The following is a 23628-nucleotide window of genomic DNA, read 5'->3' as shown; positions in this document are numbered from 1 at the left end:
AACCGGCGATTGGTTCTTACCGATTTCGGCCTGCTGCACTGCAAAATCAAGCGCGGCGCAGAAAAAACCCCGCCGTGAAGCACGGCGGGGTTGAAGGTGTCCGGTCCGGCGCGGAACCAAGGAACCGCTAGCCGGACCGGATCAACGGAGATTTTTGGTCTTCTTACGAGCCCGAAACGTCCGCTTCCGCGTCAATCTCGGTCTCGACGTCCGTTTCGGCGCCGGCGGACGGATTCAGTTCGTCTTCCGTCACGGCCGCGACGATGGTGCCATCGTCAGCGATGATCAGGCTTTCCGACTCGACGTCGACCGTCTCGCCGCTGGCCAGCAGGATGGTCGCATTCGCGGTATCCGCATCCAGCGTGTCCAGCGTGCCGATGACTTCGCCCTGGTAATAGACGTCGGAGCCAAGATTGGCTTCGGTCACATAGTCAGGGGCGGTCACTTCCGCGTCGGCCTCGGCGTTCGCCTCGGCGTCCGTTTCAGCTTCCAGCTCGACGTCGTCGACCATCGGCTCCTGAGTGGTCTCAAGATCGCCGTCGACGGACGGCAGTTCGTTCTGAAGCTCAACTTCGCCCGAAGCGTCCGTGTCGATGTTGGAATCGACTTCCTGGGCCAGGGCGGGCGCAGAGATCAGGGCCGCAATCGCAGCGGCGGAATAAAGAATATTACGCATGAGAGCCTCCTTTTCGTGTCTCACATGGGGTATAAATGCATGAACCAAGGCGGCTTTGCGGCAGGTTCTGGAAGTTGTGACGGCGGAATCGTCAGAAATCGCCAAATTCCCGATTTATCAATAAATTCAATTATTTATAAGACTGCATGGCGCGCCGGTCCTGTGCAGTGATTGCAGTCCGGCCTGCAATGGACCGGAACGGTCCCGGTTTTTAAGGCCTGAAGGCGTTTCTCCGGGCCATCCCCTCAAGCGTCCGCGGCGGGGCGGGCCGCGGCGTTCGAGTGATATTGCCCGACATCCTGCGCCAGATAGCGGTTATTGGCCTCGCGGATGGCGGCCGCCGCGTCATCATAGAGGAAGGGCAGGAAGGCGAAGCGCCGTCCGGCCGTCACCGGCGTCACCGCGTGCATCAGCGCGCAGGAGAACACCACCGCCGCCCCCTTGGGAATCTTGATCGAGCGCTGGCCGTATTCCGGAAAATACAGCTCTCCGCCCTCGAACGCGTCATTTAGATTGATCGAGACGGCGAAGCGGCGATGCGCCGTGCCCTTGGAGGTATTATCCCGGTGGGGCCGGAAATGGCCGCCGGTGACGCTGTCGTAGCAGGCCACGATATAGCGCTCCATCCGGGTCACCTTGAAATTGTGGATCCGGGAAATTTCCGGAACCACCTTCCGGATGATGCGCATGCGCAGCTCGGCCTGCAGGGCCTTGTCCTCGATATCATAGTCGGCGCGCCGCTTGTGGGCGTTGTCGAACAGGCGGGTCGTCTTGCCGTCCACTTCCCGCATGAAGCCGGACTCGCGCCCGCCATGCGTCTCGTAAAGCCCGATCAGGCGCTCGCAGAATTCCGGCTCGAACACATTGGGCAGGACAAGGACGGGGGCATGGACGGGCAGGCCCGGATGTTCTGCAACCGGGGGAAGACCGGCCAGGTAATCAGCCACTTTCCGCCATTCGGCCCCGCCCTCCGACTGGAAGACGGCGCGGATGCGCAATGTCGGGTCCATCACCATCCAGACGCGGCGGTCGCCTTGCGGGCCGGAAACGCCATAGAGCTGGCTGATCTTGCGGTCGAAATCCCAGAAATAGCGCACGCCCGGCAGCATCGGCTTCAGGCGCTGTTCCTTCTCGTCCGCCGGATCGGTGGAGACGCCGAAAAAGGCGACCGTGTCGTCGTCGAACAGGGTCCGCCGTTCTTCCACGATACGCAGCATTTCACGGCCCGCCGCGTCGCCGGCGGAATGATGGAAGCACAGCACGACATAGCGCCCGCCCACCGTATCGAACGCATAGTTCGGGTTGGACGTGCTGCGCTGTCTGAACCAGGGGGCCGGTTCGCCCGGCTGCAAGATGCGTGTTCCCGTCATGCTGGCGGCCCTCCCGAAACGCCCGTAGGCGGTATTATTGCCGGGCGCGCGGAACTGTCGAGAAAAATCCGGACGCGCGCTGCGCGAGGCTATTGGAACAGGCCGGCCAAAAGCGCGCGCTGATCCCAGATCATCACCGCGCCGCAGACCGCCATCACCGCGATCACGACGCCGCGAAACTGTAGTTCCGGCATCCGCTCCAGCCACGCCCTGGCCAGCCAGTTGGCGCTGAAAGCCCCCAGTCCCGCGGCCAGACCGAACAGCCATATCTGTCCGCTCATCGCCCCGAACGCGGCATAGGCAGCCAGTTTCACCGCATGCATGGGCAGGGAAACCGCCGTCTTGGTCCCCGCCATGCGGCCCTTTGTGATCTTCGCGTTCAGATAAAGAACATTGAGGATGGGTCCCGAGGCCCCGGCCAGGCCCGAAATCAGGCCGACGACCGCCTGCGCCGGCAAAAACAGCCAGTAGCGGACCCGGAACGTGCGTTCGACGCGGCCCAGACGGTATTGCGCCACGGTGGAAATCAGGAACAGGCCGATCAGGATCTGCAGCCACGGTGCCGGGGCGACGGAAAACAGAACCGCCCCGATGGCGCCGCCAAGCACCCCGCCGGGCAAGGCCCAGCGCACCACGCGCCATTCCACCGATTTCCAGAAAGCCAGCAGACGGCCGCCCCCGGCAATCACGGTCGCCAGCGTCACCACCGGCGCCACGGCCTGCGCCCCGGCCAGAAAACCCACGACCGGCACAAGGATCAGCGCCCCGCCTCCGCCGCCAATGGTGGAAACGATCCAGGCCATGAAGCCGGCCAGGGCGAGAAAGATGTAGAACATGGCGAAAGACTAGATCAGACCGGCTGCGATTTCCCGCCATCTTGAGACGAATGCCGCAGGCGTGTTCAATCGCGCAGTTTGAATTTCCTCACGCGCAATCCACGCGCCCGCCCTTTCAAGGATGGTTTTCATGTCGCCAAAACTGCTCGCCAGCGCCGTATTTCTTGCGCCCGCCCTCGCCGCCGCCCAGCCCGCCGGCTCCGCGCCGGTCCAGTATGAGGCGAGTTTCGAGAACGCGGCGCATCACGAGGCACGCATTTCGGTAACGTATGAGGATGCCGGCGACGCGCCCGTGACCTTCCGCATGGCGCGCTCCTCCCCCGGGCGCTACGCGATCCATGAGTTCGCCAAGAACGTCTATGACTTTTCCGCGACCGACAGCGCCGGGAACGCCCTGACCGTATCGCGCGAAGACCCCTATAGCTGGACGGTTTCGGGCCATGACGGGACGGTGACGGCGACCTATACGCTGTATGCAGACCGCGCCGACGGCACCTATTCGCAGGTCGACACCACCCATGCGCATCTGAACATGCCCTCCGCCTTCCTGTGGGCGGAGGGATTGGGGGAGCGGCCGGTCGAGATCACCTTCAATCCCGCCGATCCGGACTGGAAAATCGCCACGCAACTGGAGCCGACCGGCGATCCAAACGTCTTCCGGGCGCCCGATTTCCAGTATTTCATGGACAGCCCGACCGAGCTTTCCGACTTCGACCTGCGCGAATGGACGGTGGAGGAAGAAGCCGGCAGCTATACGATCCGCCTTGCCTTGCACCATGACGGCACGGCCGAAGACGCCGATGAATACGCCGCAATGGCGCAGAACGTGACCGAGGCGCAGATCGAAATGTGGGGCGACATCCCCGATTTCGACTATGGGACCTACACTTTCATCGCCTGTTACCTGCCGCATGTGAACGGGGACGGGATGGAACACCGCAATTCCACCATCCTGACTTCCGCCAACGGGCTCTATAAGGCCGAATTCGGGCAGCTGGGCACGCTCAGCCATGAGTTCATACACGCCTGGAACGTGGAGCGCCTGCGCCCGGCGGAGCTGGAGCCGTTCGACTTTACCAAGGCCAATCCGACCCCGTCCCTGTGGTTTGCTGAAGGGTTCACCTCCTATTACGCGCCGCTCTTCACCCTGCGCGCGGGCGAAACCGATCTGGACGAGTATCTGGAGGACCTCTCCGGCACGCTGGATTATGTGCTGAACGGGCGCGGACGGGACCTCGCCTCGCCGCAGGATATGAGCCTTCGCGCCCCGTTTGTGGACGCGGCGACGGCCATCGACCCCACGAATTATTCCAACACCTTCGTGTCCTATTATCCGTACGGGGCGGTTATCGGGCTGACGCTGGACCTGACCCTGCGTGAACGCTTCGATGATGTGACGCTGGACGACTATATGCGGCGCATGTGGGAGACCCACGGCCGCGCGGAAACACCCTATACGCCCGCCGATCTGGAAGCCGGACTGGCCGAGGTGACAGGCGATGCGGCCTTCGCGGAAGCGTTTTTCGATCAATATGTGGAGGAAAGCGGCCTGCCGGACCTCGGCGAATTGCTGGAACAGGCGGGACTTATGCTGCGAAAGGCCAATGAAGGCGACGCGTCTTTAGGCCCGGTGACTCTGAAAACGGACGGGAAAGCGGTGGAAATCGCCTCGAATGCGGCCCGGAACAGCGCGCTTTACGCCGCGGGACTGGATCGCGGCGACGAGGTTTTGCGCCTTGGACGGCTGACCATCGACAGCGAAAGCGACTGGGAGGACGCCGTTTCGCGCTTCGAGCCGGGCGATACGGCGGAGATTGTGTTCGTCAAACGCGGCCGGGAACGCACCGAAACCGTGACGTTCGGCGAGGACCAGACGCTGGAAGTGGTCGCGTTCGAGGACGCGGACCGCGATCCGAGCCGCGCGCAAAAACGCTTCCGCCGCGCCTGGCTGGGCGAGGATACGGCCGAATAGGTCCGGAGAGCCCTCAGGCGTTGAAGCGGAAATGCATCACGTCGCCCTCGCGGACGATGTATTCCTTGCCTTCCAGACGCATTTTCCCGGCGTCCTTGGCCGGCTGTTCGCCGCCCACCGCGACATAATCGTCGTATGAAATCGTCTCGGCGCGGATAAAGCCCTTCTCGAAGTCGCCATGGATGACGCCGGCGGCCCTGGGCGCGGTCCAGCCCTCGCGAATGGTCCAGGCGCGGGCCTCTTTGGGACCGACCGTGAAATAGGTCTGCAGGCCCAGAAGCTGGTAGCCGGTATGGATCATCCGGTTCAGGCCCGGCTCCTCCAGCCCCAGCTCGCCCAGATATTCGGCGCGCTCATCAGGCTCCAGAAGGGCGAGTTCCGCTTCGATCTTGGCAGAAATGACCACCGCGGGGGCACCTTCCTGCTGCGCCCGTTCCATGACCTTTTCGGAGTGTTCGTTGCCGGCAGCGGCCGATTCCTCGTCCACATTGGCGATCATCAGGACCGGCTTGGCGGTCAGAAGCTGGAGCATCTTCCAGTCCTTTTTCGCCTCTTCCGGCACATCGGCGTTGCGGGCCGGATTGCCCTCGCGCAACTGGTCCAGCGCCAGGTCGATCAGGACAAGCTGAGCCTTGGCCTCTTTCTCCCCGGACTTGGCTTTCTTCTCCACGCCCGCGCGGCGTTTTTCCAGGCTGTCCATATCGGCCAGCATCAGTTCGGTCTCGACGGTCTCAAAGTCCGCAATGGGATCGACGCGGCCCTCGACATGGGTGACGTCGCCATCCTCGAAACAGCGCAGGACATAGGCCACGGCGTCGACCTCGCGGATAGTGGCCAGGAACTGGTTGCCCAGCCCTTCGCCCTTCGAGGCGCCGCGGACCAGGCCCGCTATGTCGACGAAATTCATGCGCGCCGGGATGATTTCCTTCGAGCCTGCGATCTCTGCCAGTTTCATCAGGCGCGGTTCGGGCACGGCGACCTCGCCCACGTTCGGCTCGATCGTGCAGAACGGATAATTCGCCGCCTGCGCCGCCGCCGTCTGGGTGAGCGCGTTGAAAAGGGTCGACTTGCCGACATTGGGCAGGCCGACGATGCCGCATTTGAAGCCCATCGATGAAAATTCCGTTGGCGTTAAAGGGTTAGAGCGCGAGGTGATGCGGCCGGCGGGGCCGCGCGTCAAGGTTCAGCTGTCAGCCGCCTTGCGGGGATCGGCTTTCGGGGCGGGCGCCAGACGCATTACCTCCGTCTGGAAACGCTCCTCATCGCGCGAGGCGAGATAGGGCGCGGCGTCCGCGCAGGCGTCCAGGAGCGGGGTCAGCCAGTCCCGCTGTTCGGCCTTGCCGAAATCATGCAGCACATAGGAATGGACCATGTCCTTGTGGCCGGGATGGCCAACGCCCATGCGGGCGCGGCGGAAATCGGCGCCGGCGTGGCTGATCATGGAGCGGATGCCGTTATGCCCGGCCGCCCCGCCGCCCGTTTTCATGCGGAAGCGGCCCGGAGCCAGGTCGATTTCATCGTAAAAAACGGCGATGTCCTCGGGGGCGAGCTTGAAAAAGCGCATCGCCTCGGCAATCGAACGGCCGCTTTCATTCATGTAGGTCTGGGGCTTGAGAAGCAGGATCTTCTCGCCATCGATCACGCCCTCGGCGCTTTCCGCCTGAAAGCGGGCGCGCCATGGGCCAAAGCCGTGGCGCGCGGCAATCGCGTCCACGGCCATGAAACCGATATTATGACGATGTCCGGCGTATTTCGGACCCGGATTGCCGAGCCCGGCCCATATCTGCATGACGCTCCGGAAGGCTTTCGGATGCGTCCGCCTGAAAAAGCGGACTAGCCTTCTTCCTTCTCGGGTTCGATATCGCCAGCTTCGCTGTCAGAGGTGTCGATATCCTCTTCCTGCTCGGTCGTCGGCACCTCGTCGGCGGCGACTTCCTCTTCAACGATCTCTTCTTCCTTCTTCATCTTCGCGCCGATGGTGGCGACGGTGAAGTCACGGTCGGTGATCGTCGGGCGGACGCCGGACGGCATCGGGATAGAGGAGATGTGCACGGCGTCGTTGATGTCCAGGCCGGTCAGGTCGGCGATCAGCTCTTCCGGAATGGAGCCGGCCGGGGTGTTCACCTCGACCATGTGGCGGACAACGTTCAGGACGCCGCCGCGCTTAAGGCCCGGAGAGGCTTCTTCATTGATGAAGTGGACCGGGATCTCGACGTCGATCCGGGTGTTTTCCTCGACCCGCAGCACGTCAATGTGCAGCGCCTTGTCGGTGACCGGATGGAACTGGATGTCGCGGGTGATGACGGGCTGACGCTCGCCGTCATATTCGATCTCGATCATGTGGGCCAGCAGGTTGCCTTGCTTGATGGCCTTGACCAGTTCGTTTTCCTTGAAGGCGATCGCGACCGAGCCACGCTCGCCGCCATAGATCACGCCCGGGACCAGACCTTCGCGCCGTGCAGCGCGGGCGCCGCCCGTGCCTTTGGATTCACGCACATCGACCTTGAGAACGATATCGCTCATTGCTTTGCCGCCTTCACCTAAAAACGTATCCGCCGCCCCGTTGCGGGCCGGCGCCTCGCGGAACCGCCACTGCCGTTCCGCGGCATTGAATTTAAGGCGGCGCTTTTATGGGATAAGCGCGCCGGGCGCAAGCCATGCACTGCGGCTAGTCGCGGCGCATGTCCGGATCGCCCAGCCAGAGCACGATGCCGTTATCACTGGCCGCGCTCTCCAGCTCTTCCGCGTGGCTGTAAACCGCCACGGCGGACACCGCCGCGATCAAAAGGCTGACGGCGATCAGAAAACGCGCCTGTCTTGTTTTCATAAGTCTGGTCATCTTGCTTCAGAGCTTACCAGTCCGAGGCTGATTGAACGCTGAAGCCCCCATTCATCCGTCGTTGTAATTACACCGTGATGACAAAGCAAAGGCCGGCCCCTGCGGGCCGGCCTTTTTATGCGGTTATTCTATCCGGAAAAGGCTTTTATTGCTGTTCCGGATTGTCATCGGTCATCGCATCATCGTCCATGGCGGCGTCATCGCCCTGACCGTCATCCATTTCGATGTCGGTTTCGATGCCCGCTTCACCGTCCACGCCGGCATCCGTTTCCGGATCGACCATCATGTCCGCGCCGACATCGGCCGCAACGCCCGCATCAGACTCCACCGCCATCACGGCGACGGGAGTCCAGCCATAGGCTTCGGCGAACTCGGTAAACACCACGCGGCCGCTGCCGTCAGTGTCAACCGCGGTGAAGCCCTGCGTGCGGCTGGCGGTGTCTTCCGCCTGCCAGTCCGACCATTCGTTCGAGGACACCGAACCATTGCCGTCCGCGTCCATCGCGGTGAAGCTGGTCAGCAAGCTGACCTGGTCGTCTTCCGTGCCGTAATCCGACGCCATCGGCGCGCTGGCCTGCATGTCCGCGTCCGCAGACATGGAGGCGCTGGCGCCATCGCCGCCCGCGGTATCATCGGGCGAGGTCAGCTTGGCCGGAGGCGTGGCGTCGTCATCGGCCTGCGGCGTGTTGTTGGCCGCCGCTTCCGGGGTTTCGCCATCGGCGGTCAGCCCCATCTCGGTATTGGCTTCGGCCTCGGCGTCGGTCACTTCCGTGTCCGTGTTCATGGCGTCGGCCGGCGGATCGACCGGCGCTTCCATGTCGCCGTCGCCATCGTTGGTGACTTCCTGATCAACGCCGATTTCGGCGTCGCTTTCCACAACCGTTTCCGGCTGGGTTTCGTCATCGACGGTGGGCTGGGCCATGGCGTCCATGTCCGTCTCCGCGCCCATATCCATTTCGGCGTCAGGGCCGGCTTCCACGCCGGTATCGGCTTCGACATCCATGTCCATGTCGCCGGAATCGGTTTCCGCGGTCATGTCCGCGCCCACATCGGCGGCGATGCCGGCGTCAGGCTCCGGCGCGTCGATTTCCGGCGCTTCCATTTCCATTTCCAGGCCGGTTTCAGCGTCGGCGTCCATCTCGGTCTTCGCCGTCATCCAGGCGTCGTATTCGGTCTGGGAGAGACCTTCGCTGGAATCGGTGTCGTAGATATCGAAATCGGCTTGCGTGACGGCCTTGGATTCGGCTTGAATTTCTTCAAGCGAAAGCTCGCCGTCGGCGTTCGCATCGAGGGCGGCAAAGGCGCTGTCATCCTGCGCATTGGCGGAAAACGCCATGAGCGCAATGGTGGCGGTCGCTGCAAAAAGGGACTGGGTCTTCATTTTGGGTCTCCAGGCTTCAAAAAGCCGCGCGCGCCGCCCGTCCGGTGGGCCGCCGCGTGGCGCTATTGTCTCATTGTGCCTGGATAAACGACTCAACGGCCCTTCCCGTTCCCTGCGATACGGGGCGGGCGTGAATCCTAGTCGAAGAGCTTGGAAACGGATTCGTCGTGCGCGATGCGGCGGATGGCCTCGCCGATCAGGGGGGCGACGGTCACCTGGCGGGTATTGCGGGCCGCCTTGCCGTCTTCGGGCATCTGGATGGAGTCGGTCACGACCAGCTCGGTCAGCTCCGAATTCGCGACCTTGTTCCAGGCGCTGTTGGACAGCACGCCGTGCGAGGCATAGGCGCTGACCTCCACCGCGCCCTGTTCCTTCAGGGCGGCGGCGGCGTTCACCAGCGTGCCGCCGGAATCCACCATGTCGTCGAACAGGATGCAGCGGCGGCCCGAAACGTCGCCGATGATGTTCATTACCTCGGACTCGCCGGCCTTGGGACGGCGCTTGTCGACGATGGCGATATCGGCGCCGATGCGGGCGGCCAGCTGGCGCGCGCGGACCACGCCGCCAACGTCCGGCGAGACGATCATCATGTTCTCGATATCGTATTTCTTGCGGATATCGTCCTCCATCACCGGGGTGGCGAAGAGGTTGTCGGTCGGGATGTCGAAGAAGCCCTGAATCTGGCCGGCGTGGAGATCCATGGTCAGCACGCGGTCCGCGCCGGCGGCCTCTATCAGATTGGCGACCAGCTTGGCGGAGATCGGGGTGCGGCCGCCGGTCTTCCGGTCCTGACGCGCATAGCCGAAATAAGGGATCACCGCGGTGATGCGCTTGGCCGAGGCGCGGGTCAGCGCATCAATGCTGATCAGCAGCTCCATCAGGTGATTGTTTGCCGGGGCCGAGGTCGACTGGACCATGAACACGTCCTCGCCGCGGACATTTTCGTCGATGGTGACGAAAATCTCGCCGTCGGCGAACGTCTTGACCTGCGCATTGGTCAGCGGGACGTCCAGATAATCCGCGATGGCGGAGGCGAGTTCGGGATTGGCGTTGCCGCACATCAGCTTCATGGGGCGGGGCTCTCCGTCATGGGATCGGCGTCGGGGGTTTCGCCGCGCTCAATAGCAAAGGCCCGGGGCCGCGCAAACTGTGACAATGAAGTGACGCTGTGTTTTTCGCGCGCTCAGGCGCCCTGCGGCGCGGTGGCCAGTTTCAGACCCACAATCCCGGCGAGGATCAGCGCGATAAAGAAGATGCGCGGCCAGGTCGCCGGCTCCTTGAAGAACAGGATGCCGAGCACGGCCACGCCAACCGCGCCGATGCCGGTCCAGACGGCGTAGGCGGTTCCGGCGGGCAAAGCCTGCAAGGCGCGGATCAGCAGGACCATGGAGAGAACCAGCGCGCCGATGCACAGCGCCTTCCACGGCAGGCCGCGGCCCCAGAGATATTTGAAACCCAGCGCCCAGACGATTTCCAGCGCGCCAGCAATCACCAGCAAGCCCCAGGGACCGATCATGTTTTCCTGTCCTTTATGGCGCGCCAGACTTTCAGCGCCTGCGCGGTTTCCGCCACATCATGCACGCGCAGCACGCGCGCGCCGCCCTGCGCCGCCGCGATGGCGGCCGCCACGGAGCCGCCCAGACGGTCCGCCACGGAGTCGGCGGCCGGGTCCAGCAGGGCGATGAAACGCTTTCTGGAGGCCCCGTAGAGCACGGGGAAGCCCAGATCGCTGACCTGGCGCAGGCCGCGCGTGAGAGCGAGATTGTCCTCCAGCGATTTTCCGAATCCGATCCCCGGATCCAGCCAGATATTTTCGCGGCTGACGCCCGCCGCTTCCGCGGCCCCGGCGCGGCCGGTCAGGAAAGCGGCGACATCGGCCACGACGTCGTCATAGGGCGCGAGATCGGCCTGCATGGTCTTGGGGTCGCCGCGCATATGCATCAGGACGATGGGGACGCCCAGCTCCGCTGCGGTGGCGGGGCTGTCGTCAGCGAAGCGAAGGGCGGTCACATCATTCCAGATATTCGCTCCGGCGCCGATGGCGGCGCGGGCGACGGCCGGCTTCATCGTGTCGATGGAGACCGGCGTGGCGCTTTCAGCGCGCAGGGCCTCGATAACAGGAATGACGCGGTCCAGTTCCTCGGCCTCGCTGACAGGATCGGAGCCGGGACGGGTGGATTCACCGCCGATATCGATGATGTTCGCGCCCTGATCGATCATCGCCATGGCCTGACGCATGGCGGCGTCGCGCGCGGCAAATCGCCCGCCATCCGAGAACGAATCCGGCGTGACGTTGAGAATGCCCATGATGGCGGGGCGCTCAGGGGGCAGGAGATCGGCCATGACTCTTGCCCTATCCGTTTTCCGCTTCCGCGAAAAGACTCCTAGCCGCCGACCACGGTGCCGCCATTGGGATGCAGCACCTGTCCGGTCATGTAGCTGGAATCCGCGCAAGCCAGAAACAGGTGACAGGGGGCAACCTCGTTGGGCATGCCGGGGCGGCCCATGGGTGTGTCCGCACCGAACTCCTCAACCTGCCCAGCTTCAAAACTGGCGGGGTTGAGGGGCGTCCAGATCGGTCCCGGCGCCACGCCGTTCACCCGGATGCCCTTGTCTGTCAGTTGCTGACAGAGAGAACGCGTGAAGGCGACCATGCCGCCGCGCGTGACGGAGTAATCCACCAATACGGGTTGGCCTTTATATGCCGTGATCGAGACCGTGTTTACGATGGCGTCGCCCTTCTCCAGATGCGGGAGAGCGTGCTTGGTCATAAAGAAATAGCCCATCACATTGGTCTTCAGCGTGCGCTCGAACTGCTCGGTGGAGATATCCTCCAGATGTTCGTCGACATGCTGCTCGGCCGCGTTATTGACCAGCACGTTGAGGCCGCCGAATTCCCGGACCGTGTCGGCGATAAACTGTTTGCAGAATTTCTCTTCGCCGACATCGCCGCGGCGGCAGAACGCCTTGCCGCCCTCGCGCTCTATCAACGCGACGGTTTTTTTCGCGTCCTCGTCCTCCTCCTCGCCCTTGTAGAGAAAGGCGACATCGGCGCCTTCGCGGGCGAACAGGACGCAAATGGCGCGGCCAATGCCGCTATCGCCCCCGGTTATGATGCACGACTTGCCTTTCAAGCGGTCAGAGCCGCGGAATTTCGGTTCGTAATCGGGCGGCGGATCCAGCTCTGTCTCCCTGCCCGGAAGCGAATCCTGAGACTGGCGCGGCGGACCGCCTTCAAGTTTTTCAATACCGGACATGAAACGGCTCCCTCGAGATCATCCTCAAGGGAGCCGAACGGTGATTCTGCGCGGAGGTTCCCGGCGTCAGGCGCCTTGCGGTTCCGGGTCGATGCCGGGGACGTGGTGGCCGGTGGCTTCGTCCTCGTCAGTGACGGGCAACGCGCTGGTCGGGCCTTCGTCCAGTTCCGGGGGGTCTTCCGGGTCGCGATTGGGAGGCTCGCCGGTTTCCAGCAGGCGATTGATCTCCTCGCCCGACAAGGTCTCGTATTCCAGCAGCGCTTCCGACAGCTTGGTCCAGTCCGCTTCCTTCTCGGTCAGGATGCTGGTGGCGCGGTCATAGCCGCCCGTGACCAGTCCCTTGATCTCCGCTTCGATCCGGCGCGCGGTTTCGGGGGAGATGGAGCGGTTATTGGCGATCTGCTGCCCCAGAAAGACCTCGCCCTGATCCTCGCCATAGGCAATCGGCCCCATCTCGTCCGACAGGCCGTATTCGGTGACCATGGCGCGGGCCAGCTTGGTGGCCATCTGGATGTCGGAGGCGGCGCCGGAGGTCACTTTCTCCTTGCCGAACTTGATCTCTTCCGCCACGCGGCCGCCCATCAGGATGGCCAGACGCGAGGTCATTTCCTCTTTCGTCATCGACATCTTGTCGCCTTCGGGCAGCTGCATGACCATGCCCAGCGCGCGGCCGCGCGGGATGATCGTCGCCTTGTGCACCGGGTCGGCGGACGGGACGTTCAGCGCGACCACGGCGTGGCCGGCCTCGTGATAGGCGGTGAGGGTGCGCTCTTTCTCCGACATGACCATGGAGCGGCGCTCCGGCCCCATCATGACCTTGTCCTTGGCGTCCTCGAACTCCAGCATTGTGACCAGGCGCTTCGACCGGCGGGCGGCCAGAAGCGCGGCCTCGTTGACCAGATTGGCAAGGTCCGCCCCGGAGAAGCCGGGCGTGCCGCGGGCGATGACTTTCGGCTCCACGTCGGAGGAGGTCGGGACCTCCTTCATGTGGACTTTCAGAATCTTCTCGCGGCCCGAAATATCGGGGTTGGGCACCACGACCTGACGGTCGAAACGGCCCGGGCGCAGCAGCGCCGGGTCCAGAACGTCCGGGCGGTTGGTGGCGGCGATCAGGATGATGCCGTCATTGGCCTCGAACCCGTCCATCTCGACCAGAAGCTGGTTGAGGGTCTGTTCGCGCTCGTCATTGCCGCCGCCGAGCCCGGCGCCGCGGGAGCGGCCGACCGCGTCGATCTCGTCGATGAAGATGATGCAGGGCGCGTTCTTCTTGGCCTGTTCGAACATGTCGCGGACGCGGGAGGCGCCGACGCCGACGAACATCTCGACGAAATCCGAGCCGGAAATGGTGAAGAAGGGCACGTTGGCCTCGCCCGCCACGGCGCGCGCCAGCAGGGTCTTGCCCGTGCCCGGCGGGCCGATCAGAAGCGCGCCTTTCGGGATCTTGCCGCCCAGGCGCTGGAACTTGGCCGGGTCCTTCAGGAACTCGACGATTTCCTGCAGCTCTTCCTTGGCCTCGTCGACGCCGGCGACGTCCTCGAACATCTTTCGGCCCTGATGCTCGGTCAGCAGGCGCGCCTTGGACTTGCCAAAGCCCATCGCGCCTTTGCCGCCGCCCTGCATCTGGCGCATGAAGAAAATCCACACCGCGATCAGGAGCAGCATCGGGAACCAGCTGATCAGAATATTGGTCAGCATGTTGCCGTCTTCGGAGGTCGGCTTGGCGGTGATCTCCACGCCTTCGTCATACAGGCGGTCGGCAAGACCGTCCGCGTTGGGCGGAGCGTAGGTGACGAAGCGGGACCCGTCCTGGGTGACGCCGGTGATCTGCTCGCCCGCGATTTCCACGCTCTCGACCTCGCCCGCATCGACGCGGCTGATCATCTCGGAGAAGGGAATCTCGCTGGACGCGCCTTGCTGGGCCGGGGCCTGCAGCAGGTTGAACAGGGCGATAAGAAGCAGAAGGATGATCGCCCAAAGGGCCAGATTTCTCAGCGTCATGGACCTAAACCAGGTTTCAAAGAGCGGCGCTCGCCGCGAATTTCAGAGTCCGAATGTGGGGCGCCGGAACGCCCTTCGCCACCCGGACCCGCAGTTTTTGCGCCAAGCCGCATATGCGCCAGCCGCGCAGGGGCCAGATAATCCAGCCCCGCAAGACCTGCATTATAGTCCAGAAGCGGCGCTGCGGCGATATGCGCGCCCCGCATCAGCACAGGCAGGGTCGCTCGCGCGCGTTCCGGCAGGCCGCTCAGGCGATTGCGGGCGGCGGCGGGCAGCGCGGACGCATTGCGCCCCAGCGGCGCCGCTGTCAGGCCCGCCTCCCGGGCCGTGATCTGATAGCGTCCGTCCCAGTCGGCGGGGTTATCAAGCGTAAGCGGCAAGGGCGGCAGAGCGGATTTGTCCGAACGGCCCAGAACCGCACCGGAATCCCGCGTGGCGTGAAGCGCGCCGCCGTCCAGCCACAGAAGCGCGCCGCCCAGCGTCAGGCTTGCCGCCTCGCCGCCTGTCAGGGCCTCTGCCGCCTGATCAGCGCGGTCCCGCGCGGGCGGATGCGCCTGCCCCGAAACCGCCGCGATCAAACCCTGCAGCGCGCGGCCCGCAAGCGGCGCGGGGGCGTCACGAAGAACCGCAAGCGGGATACGCGCCCAGCCTTCCGGGCGAAACTCGGCTTCGGTAAGAATGGCGGCGGCGCCCGCATCCTCCCGGTCCGCGAGGCGCCGGGCGGAGTCCGCAAGCAAGGCGAGGCGTTCGGGAGCGATCCCCGCAGTCTCAAGCCGGGCCAGCGCGCCGCGGATGCGGATGCGTTCAAACCGGGCGTTCTCGTTGGCCGGATCCTCGATCCAGCTGATCTCGCCCTCCTGCAGGCAGGCGCGCAGGGCGTCGCGGCGGCTGTCCAGAAGCGGCCGGACGATTTCCAGCTCCCGCCCCTGCGGCCAGAGCGGATGCGGGCCGCGCCGCGTCATCCCGGCCAGCGCACGCCAGTGGCCGCCGCGCGCCGCGCGCATCCACACCGTTTCGGCCTGATCGTCCAGCGTGTGACCGGTAAGGATGATGCTGGCTTTGAAATCCCGCGCGGCGTCCGCGATCAGGGCGTGGCGCGCCTGCCGGGCGGCGGCCTGCACGCCGGTTTCCGGTTTCTCGCCGCGCCAGCCGATGATTTTGGCGTCCAGACCCATGTGACGGGCCGCTGTGGCGGCGAATTCGGCGTGATCGGCGGAATGCGGCGCAAGCCCGTGATCGATGATAATTGCGCGAAGGGCGACGCCGGAAGCGTCCGCCCAGGGCTTGGCTAGCCGGGCCAGCGCCATGGAATCGCCGCCGCCGGACAGCGCAATCACGGCGCGGTCCGCGCCGGCGGTCAGCCGGGTCAGACGCCCGGCGATATCATCAGAAAGTGGAACGTCCCCGGTCAGCTGCAGCCCGCGCGGCTGCGCTCGCGGCTGGCGGCCTGGAGCACGGAGTCGCTGGCTTGCGGGAATTGCTGGGCCACAGCGCCCAGCGTCTGACAGGCGTCGTTCTTCTGGCCCATATCGACCAGCGCCACGCCCAGCTGCACCATGGCTTCCGGCGCGCGCGGACCGCCGGCCTGCATGGCCTGCATCAGGGATTCGGCCGCGATGGCGGACTCGCCCTCGATCAGTTGCAGGCGGCCGACCCAGAAATAGGCCTCGCCCCGGCGCGGATCGTCCGGCGCGGCGGCCAGGAAATCCTGATAGGCGCCGCGGGCCGCGCCGTAATCGCCTTCATTGAGGCGGGTCTGGGCCTGGGCGAAGAGAAGGTCCGGGTCCGCGTTCATGTCGCGCGAATCCATCACGCTGGAGCCGAGCGGCCGGGTGGCGGCGCGTTTGGCCTCCGCATTGGGGTCGTCCGGATTGACGATGGCGACATCGGCGTCCGGGTCGTCGACAAGGCTGACAGGACCGCGATCGCCCGAACCGCCGGAATTGCTGGAATAATTGCGCGCGCCGTTATTGCCGTTGAAGGCTTCCTCGCCCTCGCCGCCCGCTGCGCCGCCGCGGTCCATCACCGCGAACATGTCCTCCTGCAGCGCCTCATACTGACGCTTCAGCTGGCGGTTCTCGTATTTCACCTCCTCGACCTGGGAGGTGAGGTTCTGGATTTGCCGCTCCAGATCATCGACGCGCGTCAGCATGCGCACGGCCGCCGGGTCGCCCGACATCTGGCGGGATTCCATCTGGCGCATCGTGGCTTCGACCGCGCGAAGGCGTTCGTCCAGTTCGCGGCGGCTCTGGGCCGAGGCGTCCTGAGGCAGGGAGACGGCGACAAGGGCGAAAATCAGGAATGTGGTCAGTGCGCGCATGGGTCGTCCATTAGGCAATAGGGTTGGCGAAACTATGGCCGGGCCGGGCCGGAACGCAAACGGCGCCCGGCGGGGAGGTCCCGGCGGGCGCCGTATTTCAAGCGTCGTCAGCCGCGAACGGCCTTTCCGCTACGCGTCTCCTAGCTGGAGACGGCGCCGGAGACGATGTTGCTGGTCGCATTCCTGTTCAGAGCCCAGCACTCCTGCGAAGACGCAGAGCAGACCGGGCGTTCTTCACCGTAGGACACCGTGGACAGACGCGAGGGATCGATCCCGCGCGACACCAGATAGTCCTTCGCCGAGTTGGCGCGGCGCGCCGCCAGGGCGAGGTTGTATTCGCGCGTGCCGCGTTCGTCGGCGTGGCCGCCGACCAGAACGGTCACGTTCGGATATTCCTGAAGCCAGGCGGCCTGACGGTCGAGCGTCGCGCGGCCTTCGCTGTCCAGCTGATAGGAGTCGAGTTCGTAGAAAACGCGGTCGCCCGCATTCTCGACGAAATCGGCTTCGGTTCCGGGAACCGGACCGCGATCGATATTGGCGTTGGGATCGCCGCGATCAGTGGTCTGGGGCGGTTGAGACGGCGTGGTATCCACCGGCTCGTCTTTTTTGGCGCAACCGGCGGCCACGAGGGCGGCGGCGGCAAACAAGGCAATCTGGAACTTCATGGGATTCCCCTTGAACAAAAAACTTTTCTTTCGGGCGAGCGTCTGCACGGCATCCGTCAGCCCCGTCAACGTTGCGATCCGGGCAACCGGACCGCGCGCTATCGCATTACGCCGTGCGCGCCCTTCCAGAACGGCATTCTACGCGAGAAACGCAACGGAGTTCCAACGATTTCTATAAATTCCCTTTTCAGGCGAGTGTCAGTCCAACAGCGGCGACCACGCCGGATCGGAGGCCGAGCCGGGCGTATTCACCCGGCGCAGGTTCTGGCCGGTCAGGTCAATGCTCCAGATGGAGGGTTCGCCGCCCCGCTCTTCACGCCAGAACATGATCACCCGGCCATTGGGCGCCCAGGTGGGGCCTTCGGCGCGGAACCCGTCGGCCAGCAGGCGCTCGCCTGACCCGTCGGAGCGCATGACGCCGATGGCGAACCGGCCGCCCGTAATCTTGGTGAAGGCGATCAGGTCGCCGCGCGGAGACCAGACCGGGGTGGCGTAGCGCCCCTCGCCGAAACTGATCCGCTCCACGCCCGAACCGTCGGCGTTCATGATGTAGAGCTGCTGCGAACCGCCGCGGTCGGATTCAAACACCACGCGGTCGCCTTCCGGGGAGAAGGTGGGAGAGGTGTCGATGGACTGGCCGAAGGTGAGGCGCGTCATCTGGCGCGAGCGCAAATCCATCACATAGATGTCGGTATTGCCGGCCTCCTCCAGCGACATGACCACTTTCGATCCGTCGGGGGAGAAGCGCGGGGCGAACGTCATATTGCCGATATTGCCCAGCGTCTCGTGGCGGCCGGTTTCGATATCGAACAGATGAATCTGCGGCTTGCCGGTGCGGTAGCTCATATAGGTGATCATCTGGTTCGACGGCGAGAAACGCGGCGTCAGCACCGTGTAATCGCCGCTGGTCAGGAACTGCATATTGGCGCCGTCCTGATCCATGATCGCCAGGCGTTTCACGCGATTCATCTTGTCCCCGCTTTCGGAGACAAAGACGATGCGGGTGTCGAAATAGCCCTCTTCGCCGGTCAGGCGCTTATAGATCTGGTCGGAGACCTTGTGCGCGATCCGCCGCCACAGATCGGGCGTGGCGGTGAAGGACAGGGCCAGGATTTCCTCCTCGCCATAGACGTCCCACAGGCGGAAGGCGACGCGCATGCGCGACTCCGACTGAAGCTCCACTTCGCCGGTCAGCAGGGCCTGGGCGTTGATCAGCCGCCAGTCCTGAAAGCGCGGACGCACATTGAAGTCCTGGATGTCCTCGACGAAGGCCTCCTGGGAGATCGGCTCGAACAGGCCGGACCGCTCCAGATTATTGGTGACCACGCCGGCGATGTCGGCGCCCAGATCGGCGGCCTCGGGCGTATCGCCCATGAACGGGTCGACCGCGACGGGCAGCGGATTCAGGTGGCCCTTGTTGATGTCCACTTCGATCTGGGCGTGCGCGGGCGCAACCACCAGAAGGACCGGGAGGAGGACAAGCATCAGAAAGCGTTGCATGGACATCTCTCTCATCGTTTCGCCGCCAGACGGGCGGGCAATGTGTAGCGCAGTCAGTTCGACGCGTCGAAGTTCATCGTGATCTCGCGCCAGGCGGAATATTTGTCAGCAGGAAGGAAAGAATATGGCGCGCACTGTTGCACCGCGCGCACAGCCCGCTCCCCCGCCAGCCGCAAATAAGGATCGCCTGACAGGCGAATCCGGTTGGCGTTCAGAAGCTGCGGCTGGGAGGCCAGCGTGCCGTCCCGGTTGAGCTGAACGCGCACGGAGACCGCCAGTTCTTCCGGATTGGGCGCGTCCAGCGGCGCGCGCCAGCATTCCAGCATGCGGCGGCGCAGGGCGTCATATTCGGAAATCGTCATGTCGGTGCCGAGCCCGGCGGCCGGGCGCGCCTCCTCGGCGCGTTCGGGCGGGGTGTCGCCGGAATCCTCGCGCCGGTCAGGGGGGCGCTGCTCCTCCTTGGCCTTGTCGACCAGGGAGGCGATGCGGTCGAGATTGAACTCTTCCTTTTCCGGCTCGGGTTCGGGCTCAGGCTCCGGTTCAGGTTCTTCCTCAACCGGCTCCTCGTCCGGGGCGTCGATGACTTCCGGCTCGGCCTCGGGCTCTTCCTCGACCGGCTCGGGTTCGGGGGCCGGAGCTTCCTCGACCTGTTCGGCGGGCGGCTCCTCGTCCGGGGTTTCCTCGACGGCCGGCTCCGGCTCTTCCACCGGTTCGGGCTCCTCGTCCTCCACCGCGGCGCGGATATTGGTCTCCTCGCCGATCGTCACCAGCTCGATCGGGACCACCGGCACGGGGGAATCGTCCACCGTCTTTGCGGCATAGGGCAGCGCGATCAGCCCGCCGGTGATCAGCACGGCGTGCCCGATAATGGATAAGGGCAGTCCGGCGCGCATCGGTCTTTATTCGTTTTCGGTGGTTTCGGTCGGGTCTGTGACCATGCCGATATTGGTAAAGCCCGCCGAATTCAGCCGCGCCATGACGCGCATGACCTTGCCGTACTCAACGGCGTTGTCGCCGCGCACGAAGATGCGCTCCTGATAACCGGCCTCCGACATGGCGGAGAGACGCGGCACCAGTTCCTCCATCGGAATTTCGGTCTCCTGAAGGAAGATCGTTCCGTCCGGCTGGATGGTGATGGTCAGGGGTTCCGAATCCGCCGACAGGGCCTTGGCCTCTGTCTTGGGCAGGTCCACCGGCACGCCGACGGTCAGCAGCGGCGCTGTGATCATGAACACGATCAGCAGCACCAGCATGACGTCGACCAGCGGCGTGACGTTGATCTCGGCCCGGGGGCGGAAACGCCCGCCGCCGCGCCCGCGCGGTTGATGAGTGACTCCGGCTCCCATCAGCGCCGCCCGTGGATGCGGCGGGACAGGATCGCCGACAGCTCGTCCGCATAGCCTTCAAGACGCACGGCGTATCTGGAGATGTCGGTGGAGAACTTGTTGTAGAAAATCACCGCCGGGATGGCCGCGACCAGGCCCAGCGCGGTGGCGAACAGCGCCTCCGCGATACCGGGCGCAACGACGGCGAGATTGGTGTCGCGCGAGGCGGCGATGGCGCGGAAAGAGTTCATGATGCCCCAGACCGTGCCCAGCAGGCCCACGAACACCGACACCGAGCCGATGGAGGCCAGCGCGCCGAGACCGCTTTCGAGATTGGAAATTTCCCGCTGCACGGCGACGTTCATCACGCGGTCGATGCGTTCCCGCAGGCTCAGCATCTGGCCTTCGGAGGTAGAGTCCTTCGACTCCCGCCATTCGGACATGGCCGCGGCGAAGACCCGGCTCATCGGGTCGCGCGGCTTGGCGGCGAAGGTGTTGTTCAGATCGTCCAGAGAGCGGCCGGCCCAGAAATCATCCTCGAACCGGCGCGCCTTGCGGCGCAGGCCCATCAACTGGAACTGCTTGTCCAGAATAATGGCCCAGGACCAGATCGAGGCGAGCGCCAGCCCGATCATCACGGCCTTGACGATAATATCGGCCCTGAAAAACAGGCCGATGAACGAATAGTCGGCTTCGCCGGGGCCGAGCGCGGCGGGTCCGGCGGCGGCCAGCATCAGAATGTCCATCTAGGCGGGTCTCCCCATGGTTAATTCTCTCGCGAGTCGCGGGTTATTCTTGGGCCGCCGCGCGCCCGGTCAAGTTCAGCTTCGTTTCGCGGCTGATTATGACGATTTCAGGACGGATCGGGCGTGGCGGATTATCTGTTCGCTTACTGTTGCAGGAAGGCGACGCGGACGTCCTGCAAAATCGATGCAAGCCGCCTCCACGCTCCCTTCCATCAGCATGGCCTCTTTCCGCAGGATACGCTGCTCCATCTTCAGTCTCGCCCCGCGCGCATCGACCAGCCGTGTTTCCACAATCAGGGCGTCGTCGATCCGCGCCGGGGCATGAAATTTCAGGTTCGCTTCCCGGATGGCAAAGCCCAGAGGCGGATCAAGTTCCGCCAGCGCCGCATGCGCCACGCCTGCGCAGCGCAGGAAATCGGTGCGGCCGCGCTCCATGAATTTCAGATAATTGGCGTAATAGACAACGCCGGTGAAATCGGTGTCTTCGTAATAGACGCGCACGGGCAGGCGGTGCAGGCCGTCTTCGATCCGGCCCTGAGCCGGCTGCTCTTTTCCGCTCATGGTCTATTTCTCGCCGAACAGGCCGGCCTGCGGGCCGCTGGGCGGCGGGGTCAGGCCCATATGTTCATAGGCGCGGGGGCAGGCGACGCGGCCGCGCGGGGTGCGCATGACAAAACCTTCGCGCACCAGAAACGGCTCGATCACTTCCTCAATGGCGTCGCGCGCTTCCGCCAGCGCCGCGGCCATGGTCTCCACGCCGACAGGGCCGCCGCCGAACATCTCCGCCAGGGCTTTCAGGTAGCGGCGGTCCTGCCGGTCCAGCCCGATAGCGTCCACGCCAAGCCGTTTCAGCGCCTTGTCAGCTTCGGCGCGGTCGATCATTTCCGCGCCGTCGCTTTCGGCGAAGTCGCGCACGCGGCGCAGCAGGCGCCCGGCGACACGCGGCGTGCCGCGGGCGCGGCGGGCGATTTCCAGCGCGCCTTCCTCGCTGAGCGGCGCGCCCAGCTTGCGCCCCTGCCGGGCGACGATATGGGCCAGCTCCTCGACTTCATAAAAATCCAGCCGCACGGGCACGCCGAAACGGTCGCGCAGGGGCGTGGCCAGAAGCCCGGCGCGGGTGGTGGCCCCAATGAGTGTGAAGGGAGCCAGGCCGACCTTCACCGAGCGGGCCGACGGCCCCTCCCCGATAATCAGGTCCAGCTCGAAATCCTCCATCGCCGGATAGAGGACCTCTTCGACCGCCGGGTTGAGGCGGTGGATCTCGTCAATGAACAGGACGTCGCGCGGCTCCAGATTGGTCAGCAGCGCGGCGAGGTCCCCCGCCTTGGCGAGGATCGGGCCGGACGTGGAGCGGAAATTCACCCCCAGCTCCCGCGCCGTGATCTGCGCGAGCGTGGTCTTGCCAAGGCCCGGCGGGCCGGACAGCAGGACATGATCCAGCGCCTCGCCGCGATTGGCGGCGGCGCGCACGAACACTTTCAGATTGCCGACCGGATCGCGCTGGCCGACGAATTCATCGAACGTTTCTGGGCGCAGCGCCTTGTCGCGGCCGTCATCGTCCTGACGTTCGCCGGATATGAGACGGTCTTCCTCGCTCACCGGGCCAGCTCTTTAAGCGCGGCTTTCAGGACGGCGTCGAGTTCGGGGTCATCGCCGGCGTCCGCCAGCGCCTCGGCCACGGCGCGTTGGGCGTCGGTGCGGTCATAGCCAAGATTGGTGAGCGCCGAGACGGCGTCCAGCCGCACGCCGGAAGCCGCGGCGGCGGGCGAATTGGGCGCCGCGCCTGGCCCAGAGGGCGCGGGCGCGGCGGCAAGGCCCCGCCCGGAAGGCGGCGCCTTGTCCTTGAGTTCGGATACCACGCGGGCGGCCAGCTTCTTGCCGACGCCATGGGCGCGGGACACCGCGCCGGCGTCTTCCAGCGCGGAGGCGTTCATCAGGTCGTCCGGGGTCAGGGCGTCGAGGATCGCGGCGGCGACCTTGGAGCCAACGCCCGGCACTTCCTTCAGGCGGGCGAACCAGGCGCGTTCGCCCTCGCTGGCAAAGGCCCAGAGCTTGAAGGCGTCCTCGCGCACCTCGGTCTCGATATGCAGCTCCGCCGCCTCGCCGATCTGGAGATTGCGCAGCGTCCGCGCCCCGGCGAAGACCAGATAGCCGACCCCGTGGACGTCCAGGATCGCCTCGCCCTCGCCGATCGTGTCGACGACGCCTTTCAGTTTGCCGATCACGAGGCGGCCGCCAGACGGTCGCGCGTCAGCCCGGTGTGCGCGTGGCAAATCGCAACGGCCAGCGCATCGGCCGCGTCCGCCGTCGCGCGGCAGCCGGGCAACAGGACGGAGACCATGGAGGCCACTTGGCTTTTCTCCGCGCCGCCCGTGCCGACGACCGATTTCTTGATTTCCCGCGCGGCGTATTCGGCCACCGGCAGACCGGCGCGCGCCGGGGCCAGCAGCGCCATGGCGCGGGCCTGCCCCAGTTTCAGGGCGGACGATGCGTTCTTGGCCATGAAGGCTTCCTCGACGGCGGCGTGATGGGGCGCGTGTTCGGCGATCAGCGCATCCAGCGCGTCAAACAGCACACAGAGCCGGTCTGACATGGCCGCATCGGTCGGCGGCGCAATCACGCCATGGGCGACATGGGTCAGCCGCGCGCCCTCGACCGTGACGACGCCCCAGCCGCACCGGCGCAGGCCGGGGTCCACCCCCAGAATGCGAATCGCTCCCCGCATGGGGCCATCATAAACGAG

25 protein-coding genes are annotated in these 23628 nt (G+C 65.0%); 1 reads left to right on the top strand and 24 read right to left on the bottom strand.

Going from position 1 to position 23628, the window contains the following annotated elements; translation table 11 throughout:
- Positions 1-163 precede the first annotated feature (163 nt).
- From L338_RS03890 to L338_RS03880, 3 genes are all read right to left on the bottom strand, one after another.
- Positions 164-676: a hypothetical protein gene (locus L338_RS03890; RefSeq protein ID WP_022697053.1), complete on the bottom strand. Its 513-nt coding sequence runs from the start codon at positions 674-676 to the stop codon at positions 164-166.
- Between the two features lie 245 nt (positions 677-921).
- Positions 922-2046: a 2OG-Fe(II) oxygenase gene (locus tag L338_RS03885; protein WP_022697052.1), complete on the bottom strand. Its 1125-nt coding sequence runs from the start codon at positions 2044-2046 to the stop codon at positions 922-924.
- A gap of 89 nt (positions 2047-2135) precedes the next feature.
- A complete protein-coding gene (locus tag L338_RS03880) occupies positions 2136-2882 on the bottom strand; it encodes a sulfite exporter TauE/SafE family protein (RefSeq protein WP_022697051.1) in 747 nt (248 codons plus the stop codon).
- A gap of 130 nt (positions 2883-3012) precedes the next feature.
- Here L338_RS03880 and L338_RS03875 point away from each other — a divergent pair, with 130 nt between their 5' ends.
- Positions 3013-4854, top strand: coding sequence for a M61 family metallopeptidase (locus L338_RS03875; protein WP_027068257.1), 1842 nt, complete (start codon positions 3013-3015; stop codon positions 4852-4854).
- Between the two features lie 13 nt (positions 4855-4867).
- Here the strand turns inward: L338_RS03875 and ychF are convergent, their stop codons facing one another.
- The 21 genes from ychF to ruvC form a co-directional block, all read right to left on the bottom strand.
- The gene (gene ychF, locus L338_RS03870; RefSeq protein ID WP_022697049.1) at positions 4868-5965 is read right to left on the bottom strand and encodes a redox-regulated ATPase YchF; all 1098 of its coding nucleotides are present in this window, start codon (positions 5963-5965) and stop codon (positions 4868-4870) included.
- A gap of 72 nt (positions 5966-6037) precedes the next feature.
- The gene (pth, locus tag L338_RS03865; RefSeq protein ID WP_022697048.1) at positions 6038-6643 is read right to left on the bottom strand and encodes an aminoacyl-tRNA hydrolase; all 606 of its coding nucleotides are present in this window, start codon (positions 6641-6643) and stop codon (positions 6038-6040) included.
- A gap of 44 nt (positions 6644-6687) precedes the next feature.
- Positions 6688-7377 (bottom strand): 50S ribosomal protein L25/general stress protein Ctc, encoded by a 690-nt coding sequence (locus L338_RS03860; protein WP_022697047.1) that lies wholly within the window; start codon positions 7375-7377, stop codon positions 6688-6690.
- A 145-nt stretch (positions 7378-7522) separates the two neighbouring features.
- Entirely contained in the window at positions 7523-7681 is a 159-nt protein-coding gene (locus tag L338_RS17520) for a hypothetical protein (RefSeq protein WP_022697046.1), read from the bottom strand.
- A gap of 157 nt (positions 7682-7838) precedes the next feature.
- Positions 7839-9074, bottom strand: a complete 1236-nt coding sequence (locus tag L338_RS03855; protein ID WP_022697045.1) for a midas domain-containing protein — start codon at positions 9072-9074, stop codon at positions 7839-7841.
- Positions 9075-9211: 137 nt separating this feature from the next.
- Positions 9212-10144, bottom strand: coding sequence for a ribose-phosphate pyrophosphokinase (locus tag L338_RS03850; protein WP_022697044.1), 933 nt, complete (start codon positions 10142-10144; stop codon positions 9212-9214).
- 113 nt (positions 10145-10257) lie between these two features.
- The gene (locus L338_RS03845; RefSeq protein ID WP_022697043.1) at positions 10258-10590 is read right to left on the bottom strand and encodes a DMT family transporter; all 333 of its coding nucleotides are present in this window, start codon (positions 10588-10590) and stop codon (positions 10258-10260) included.
- Positions 10587-11417, bottom strand: coding sequence for a dihydropteroate synthase (gene folP / locus L338_RS03840; RefSeq protein ID WP_022697042.1), 831 nt, complete (start codon positions 11415-11417; stop codon positions 10587-10589). The genes L338_RS03845 and folP overlap by 4 nt, the downstream gene beginning before the upstream one ends.
- Before the next feature lie 41 nt (positions 11418-11458).
- On the bottom strand, positions 11459-12331 hold the full coding sequence (locus L338_RS03835) for an SDR family oxidoreductase (RefSeq protein ID WP_022697041.1): 873 nt from the start codon (positions 12329-12331) through the stop codon (positions 11459-11461).
- 66 nt (positions 12332-12397) lie between these two features.
- Positions 12398-14329: an ATP-dependent zinc metalloprotease FtsH gene (ftsH, locus tag L338_RS03830; RefSeq protein ID WP_022697040.1), complete on the bottom strand. Its 1932-nt coding sequence runs from the start codon at positions 14327-14329 to the stop codon at positions 12398-12400.
- Complete coding sequence (tilS, locus tag L338_RS03825; RefSeq protein ID WP_022697039.1) at positions 14326-15666, bottom strand: tRNA lysidine(34) synthetase TilS; 1341 nt, start codon at positions 15664-15666, stop codon at positions 14326-14328. The genes ftsH and tilS overlap by 4 nt, the downstream gene beginning before the upstream one ends.
- 71 nt (positions 15667-15737) lie before the next feature.
- Entirely contained in the window at positions 15738-16649 is a 912-nt protein-coding gene (locus L338_RS03820; protein ID WP_022697038.1) for a tetratricopeptide repeat protein, read from the bottom strand.
- 140 nt (positions 16650-16789) lie between these two features.
- On the bottom strand, positions 16790-17314 hold the full coding sequence (gene pal, locus L338_RS03815) for a peptidoglycan-associated lipoprotein Pal (RefSeq protein ID WP_027068256.1): 525 nt from the start codon (positions 17312-17314) through the stop codon (positions 16790-16792).
- Between the two features lie 198 nt (positions 17315-17512).
- On the bottom strand, positions 17513-18820 hold the full coding sequence (gene tolB, locus L338_RS03810) for a Tol-Pal system beta propeller repeat protein TolB (RefSeq protein ID WP_152485805.1): 1308 nt from the start codon (positions 18818-18820) through the stop codon (positions 17513-17515).
- Positions 18821-18867: 47 nt separating this feature from the next.
- Positions 18868-19707 (bottom strand): energy transducer TonB, encoded by an 840-nt coding sequence (locus tag L338_RS16315; protein WP_022697035.1) that lies wholly within the window; start codon positions 19705-19707, stop codon positions 18868-18870.
- A 6-nt stretch (positions 19708-19713) separates the two neighbouring features.
- Positions 19714-20160 carry a protein TolR gene (gene tolR, locus L338_RS03795; RefSeq protein ID WP_022697034.1) on the bottom strand — a complete coding sequence of 149 codons (447 nt, stop codon included), beginning with the start codon at positions 20158-20160 and terminating at the stop codon, positions 19714-19716.
- Positions 20160-20885, bottom strand: coding sequence for a protein TolQ (gene tolQ, locus L338_RS03790; RefSeq protein WP_022697033.1), 726 nt, complete (start codon positions 20883-20885; stop codon positions 20160-20162). Before tolQ ends, tolR begins: the two co-directional genes overlap by 1 nt.
- Positions 20886-20981: 96 nt before the next feature.
- Positions 20982-21446 carry a tol-pal system-associated acyl-CoA thioesterase gene (gene ybgC, locus L338_RS03785; RefSeq protein WP_022697032.1) on the bottom strand — a complete coding sequence of 155 codons (465 nt, stop codon included), beginning with the start codon at positions 21444-21446 and terminating at the stop codon, positions 20982-20984.
- Positions 21447-21449: 3 nt separating this feature from the next.
- Entirely contained in the window at positions 21450-22484 is a 1035-nt protein-coding gene (ruvB, locus tag L338_RS03780) for a Holliday junction branch migration DNA helicase RuvB (RefSeq protein WP_022697031.1), read from the bottom strand.
- Entirely contained in the window at positions 22481-23110 is a 630-nt protein-coding gene (gene ruvA / locus L338_RS03775) for a Holliday junction branch migration protein RuvA (protein WP_022697030.1), read from the bottom strand. Before ruvA ends, ruvB begins: the two co-directional genes overlap by 4 nt.
- Complete coding sequence (gene ruvC, locus L338_RS03770; protein ID WP_022697029.1) at positions 23107-23610, bottom strand: crossover junction endodeoxyribonuclease RuvC; 504 nt, start codon at positions 23608-23610, stop codon at positions 23107-23109. Before ruvC ends, ruvA begins: the two co-directional genes overlap by 4 nt.
- Positions 23611-23628: the final 18 nt, after the last annotated feature.

It is taken from the genome of Euryhalocaulis caribicus (assembly GCF_000412185.1).
Classification (GTDB): domain Bacteria; phylum Pseudomonadota; class Alphaproteobacteria; order Caulobacterales; family Maricaulaceae; genus Euryhalocaulis; species Euryhalocaulis caribicus.
Note: the sequence above shows the minus strand (reverse complement) of the source record. Positions and strands in the feature narration are given on the sequence as shown.

Coding starts and splice junctions, on each gene's coding strand:
- L338_RS03890 (WP_022697053.1), bottom strand. CDS start 676: ATGCGTAATATTCTTTATTCCGCCGCTGCGATTGCGGCCCTGATCTCT.
- L338_RS03885 (WP_022697052.1), bottom strand. CDS start 2,046: ATGACGGGAACACGCATCTTGCAGCCGGGCGAACCGGCCCCCTGGTTC.
- L338_RS03880 (WP_022697051.1), bottom strand. CDS start 2,882: ATGTTCTACATCTTTCTCGCCCTGGCCGGCTTCATGGCCTGGATCGTT.
- L338_RS03875 (WP_027068257.1), top strand. CDS start 3,013: ATGTCGCCAAAACTGCTCGCCAGCGCCGTATTTCTTGCGCCCGCCCTC.
- ychF (WP_022697049.1), bottom strand. CDS start 5,965: ATGGGCTTCAAATGCGGCATCGTCGGCCTGCCCAATGTCGGCAAGTCG.
- pth (WP_022697048.1), bottom strand. CDS start 6,643: ATGCAGATATGGGCCGGGCTCGGCAATCCGGGTCCGAAATACGCCGGA.
- L338_RS03860 (WP_022697047.1), bottom strand. CDS start 7,377: ATGAGCGATATCGTTCTCAAGGTCGATGTGCGTGAATCCAAAGGCACG.
- L338_RS17520 (WP_022697046.1), bottom strand. CDS start 7,681: ATGAAAACAAGACAGGCGCGTTTTCTGATCGCCGTCAGCCTTTTGATC.
- L338_RS03855 (WP_022697045.1), bottom strand. CDS start 9,074: ATGAAGACCCAGTCCCTTTTTGCAGCGACCGCCACCATTGCGCTCATG.
- L338_RS03850 (WP_022697044.1), bottom strand. CDS start 10,144: ATGAAGCTGATGTGCGGCAACGCCAATCCCGAACTCGCCTCCGCCATC.
- L338_RS03845 (WP_022697043.1), bottom strand. CDS start 10,590: ATGATCGGTCCCTGGGGCTTGCTGGTGATTGCTGGCGCGCTGGAAATC.
- folP (WP_022697042.1), bottom strand. CDS start 11,417: ATGGCCGATCTCCTGCCCCCTGAGCGCCCCGCCATCATGGGCATTCTC.
- L338_RS03835 (WP_022697041.1), bottom strand. CDS start 12,331: ATGTCCGGTATTGAAAAACTTGAAGGCGGTCCGCCGCGCCAGTCTCAG.
- ftsH (WP_022697040.1), bottom strand. CDS start 14,329: ATGACGCTGAGAAATCTGGCCCTTTGGGCGATCATCCTTCTGCTTCTT.
- L338_RS03820 (WP_022697038.1), bottom strand. CDS start 16,649: ATGCGCGCACTGACCACATTCCTGATTTTCGCCCTTGTCGCCGTCTCC.
- pal (WP_027068256.1), bottom strand. CDS start 17,314: ATGAAGTTCCAGATTGCCTTGTTTGCCGCCGCCGCCCTCGTGGCCGCC.
- tolB (WP_152485805.1), bottom strand. CDS start 18,820: ATGTCCATGCAACGCTTTCTGATGCTTGTCCTCCTCCCGGTCCTTCTG.
- L338_RS16315 (WP_022697035.1), bottom strand. CDS start 19,707: ATGCGCGCCGGACTGCCCTTATCCATTATCGGGCACGCCGTGCTGATC.
- tolR (WP_022697034.1), bottom strand. CDS start 20,160: ATGGGAGCCGGAGTCACTCATCAACCGCGCGGGCGCGGCGGCGGGCGT.
- tolQ (WP_022697033.1), bottom strand. CDS start 20,885: ATGGACATTCTGATGCTGGCCGCCGCCGGACCCGCCGCGCTCGGCCCC.
- ybgC (WP_022697032.1), bottom strand. CDS start 21,446: ATGAGCGGAAAAGAGCAGCCGGCTCAGGGCCGGATCGAAGACGGCCTG.
- ruvC (WP_022697029.1), bottom strand. CDS start 23,610: ATGCGGGGAGCGATTCGCATTCTGGGGGTGGACCCCGGCCTGCGCCGG.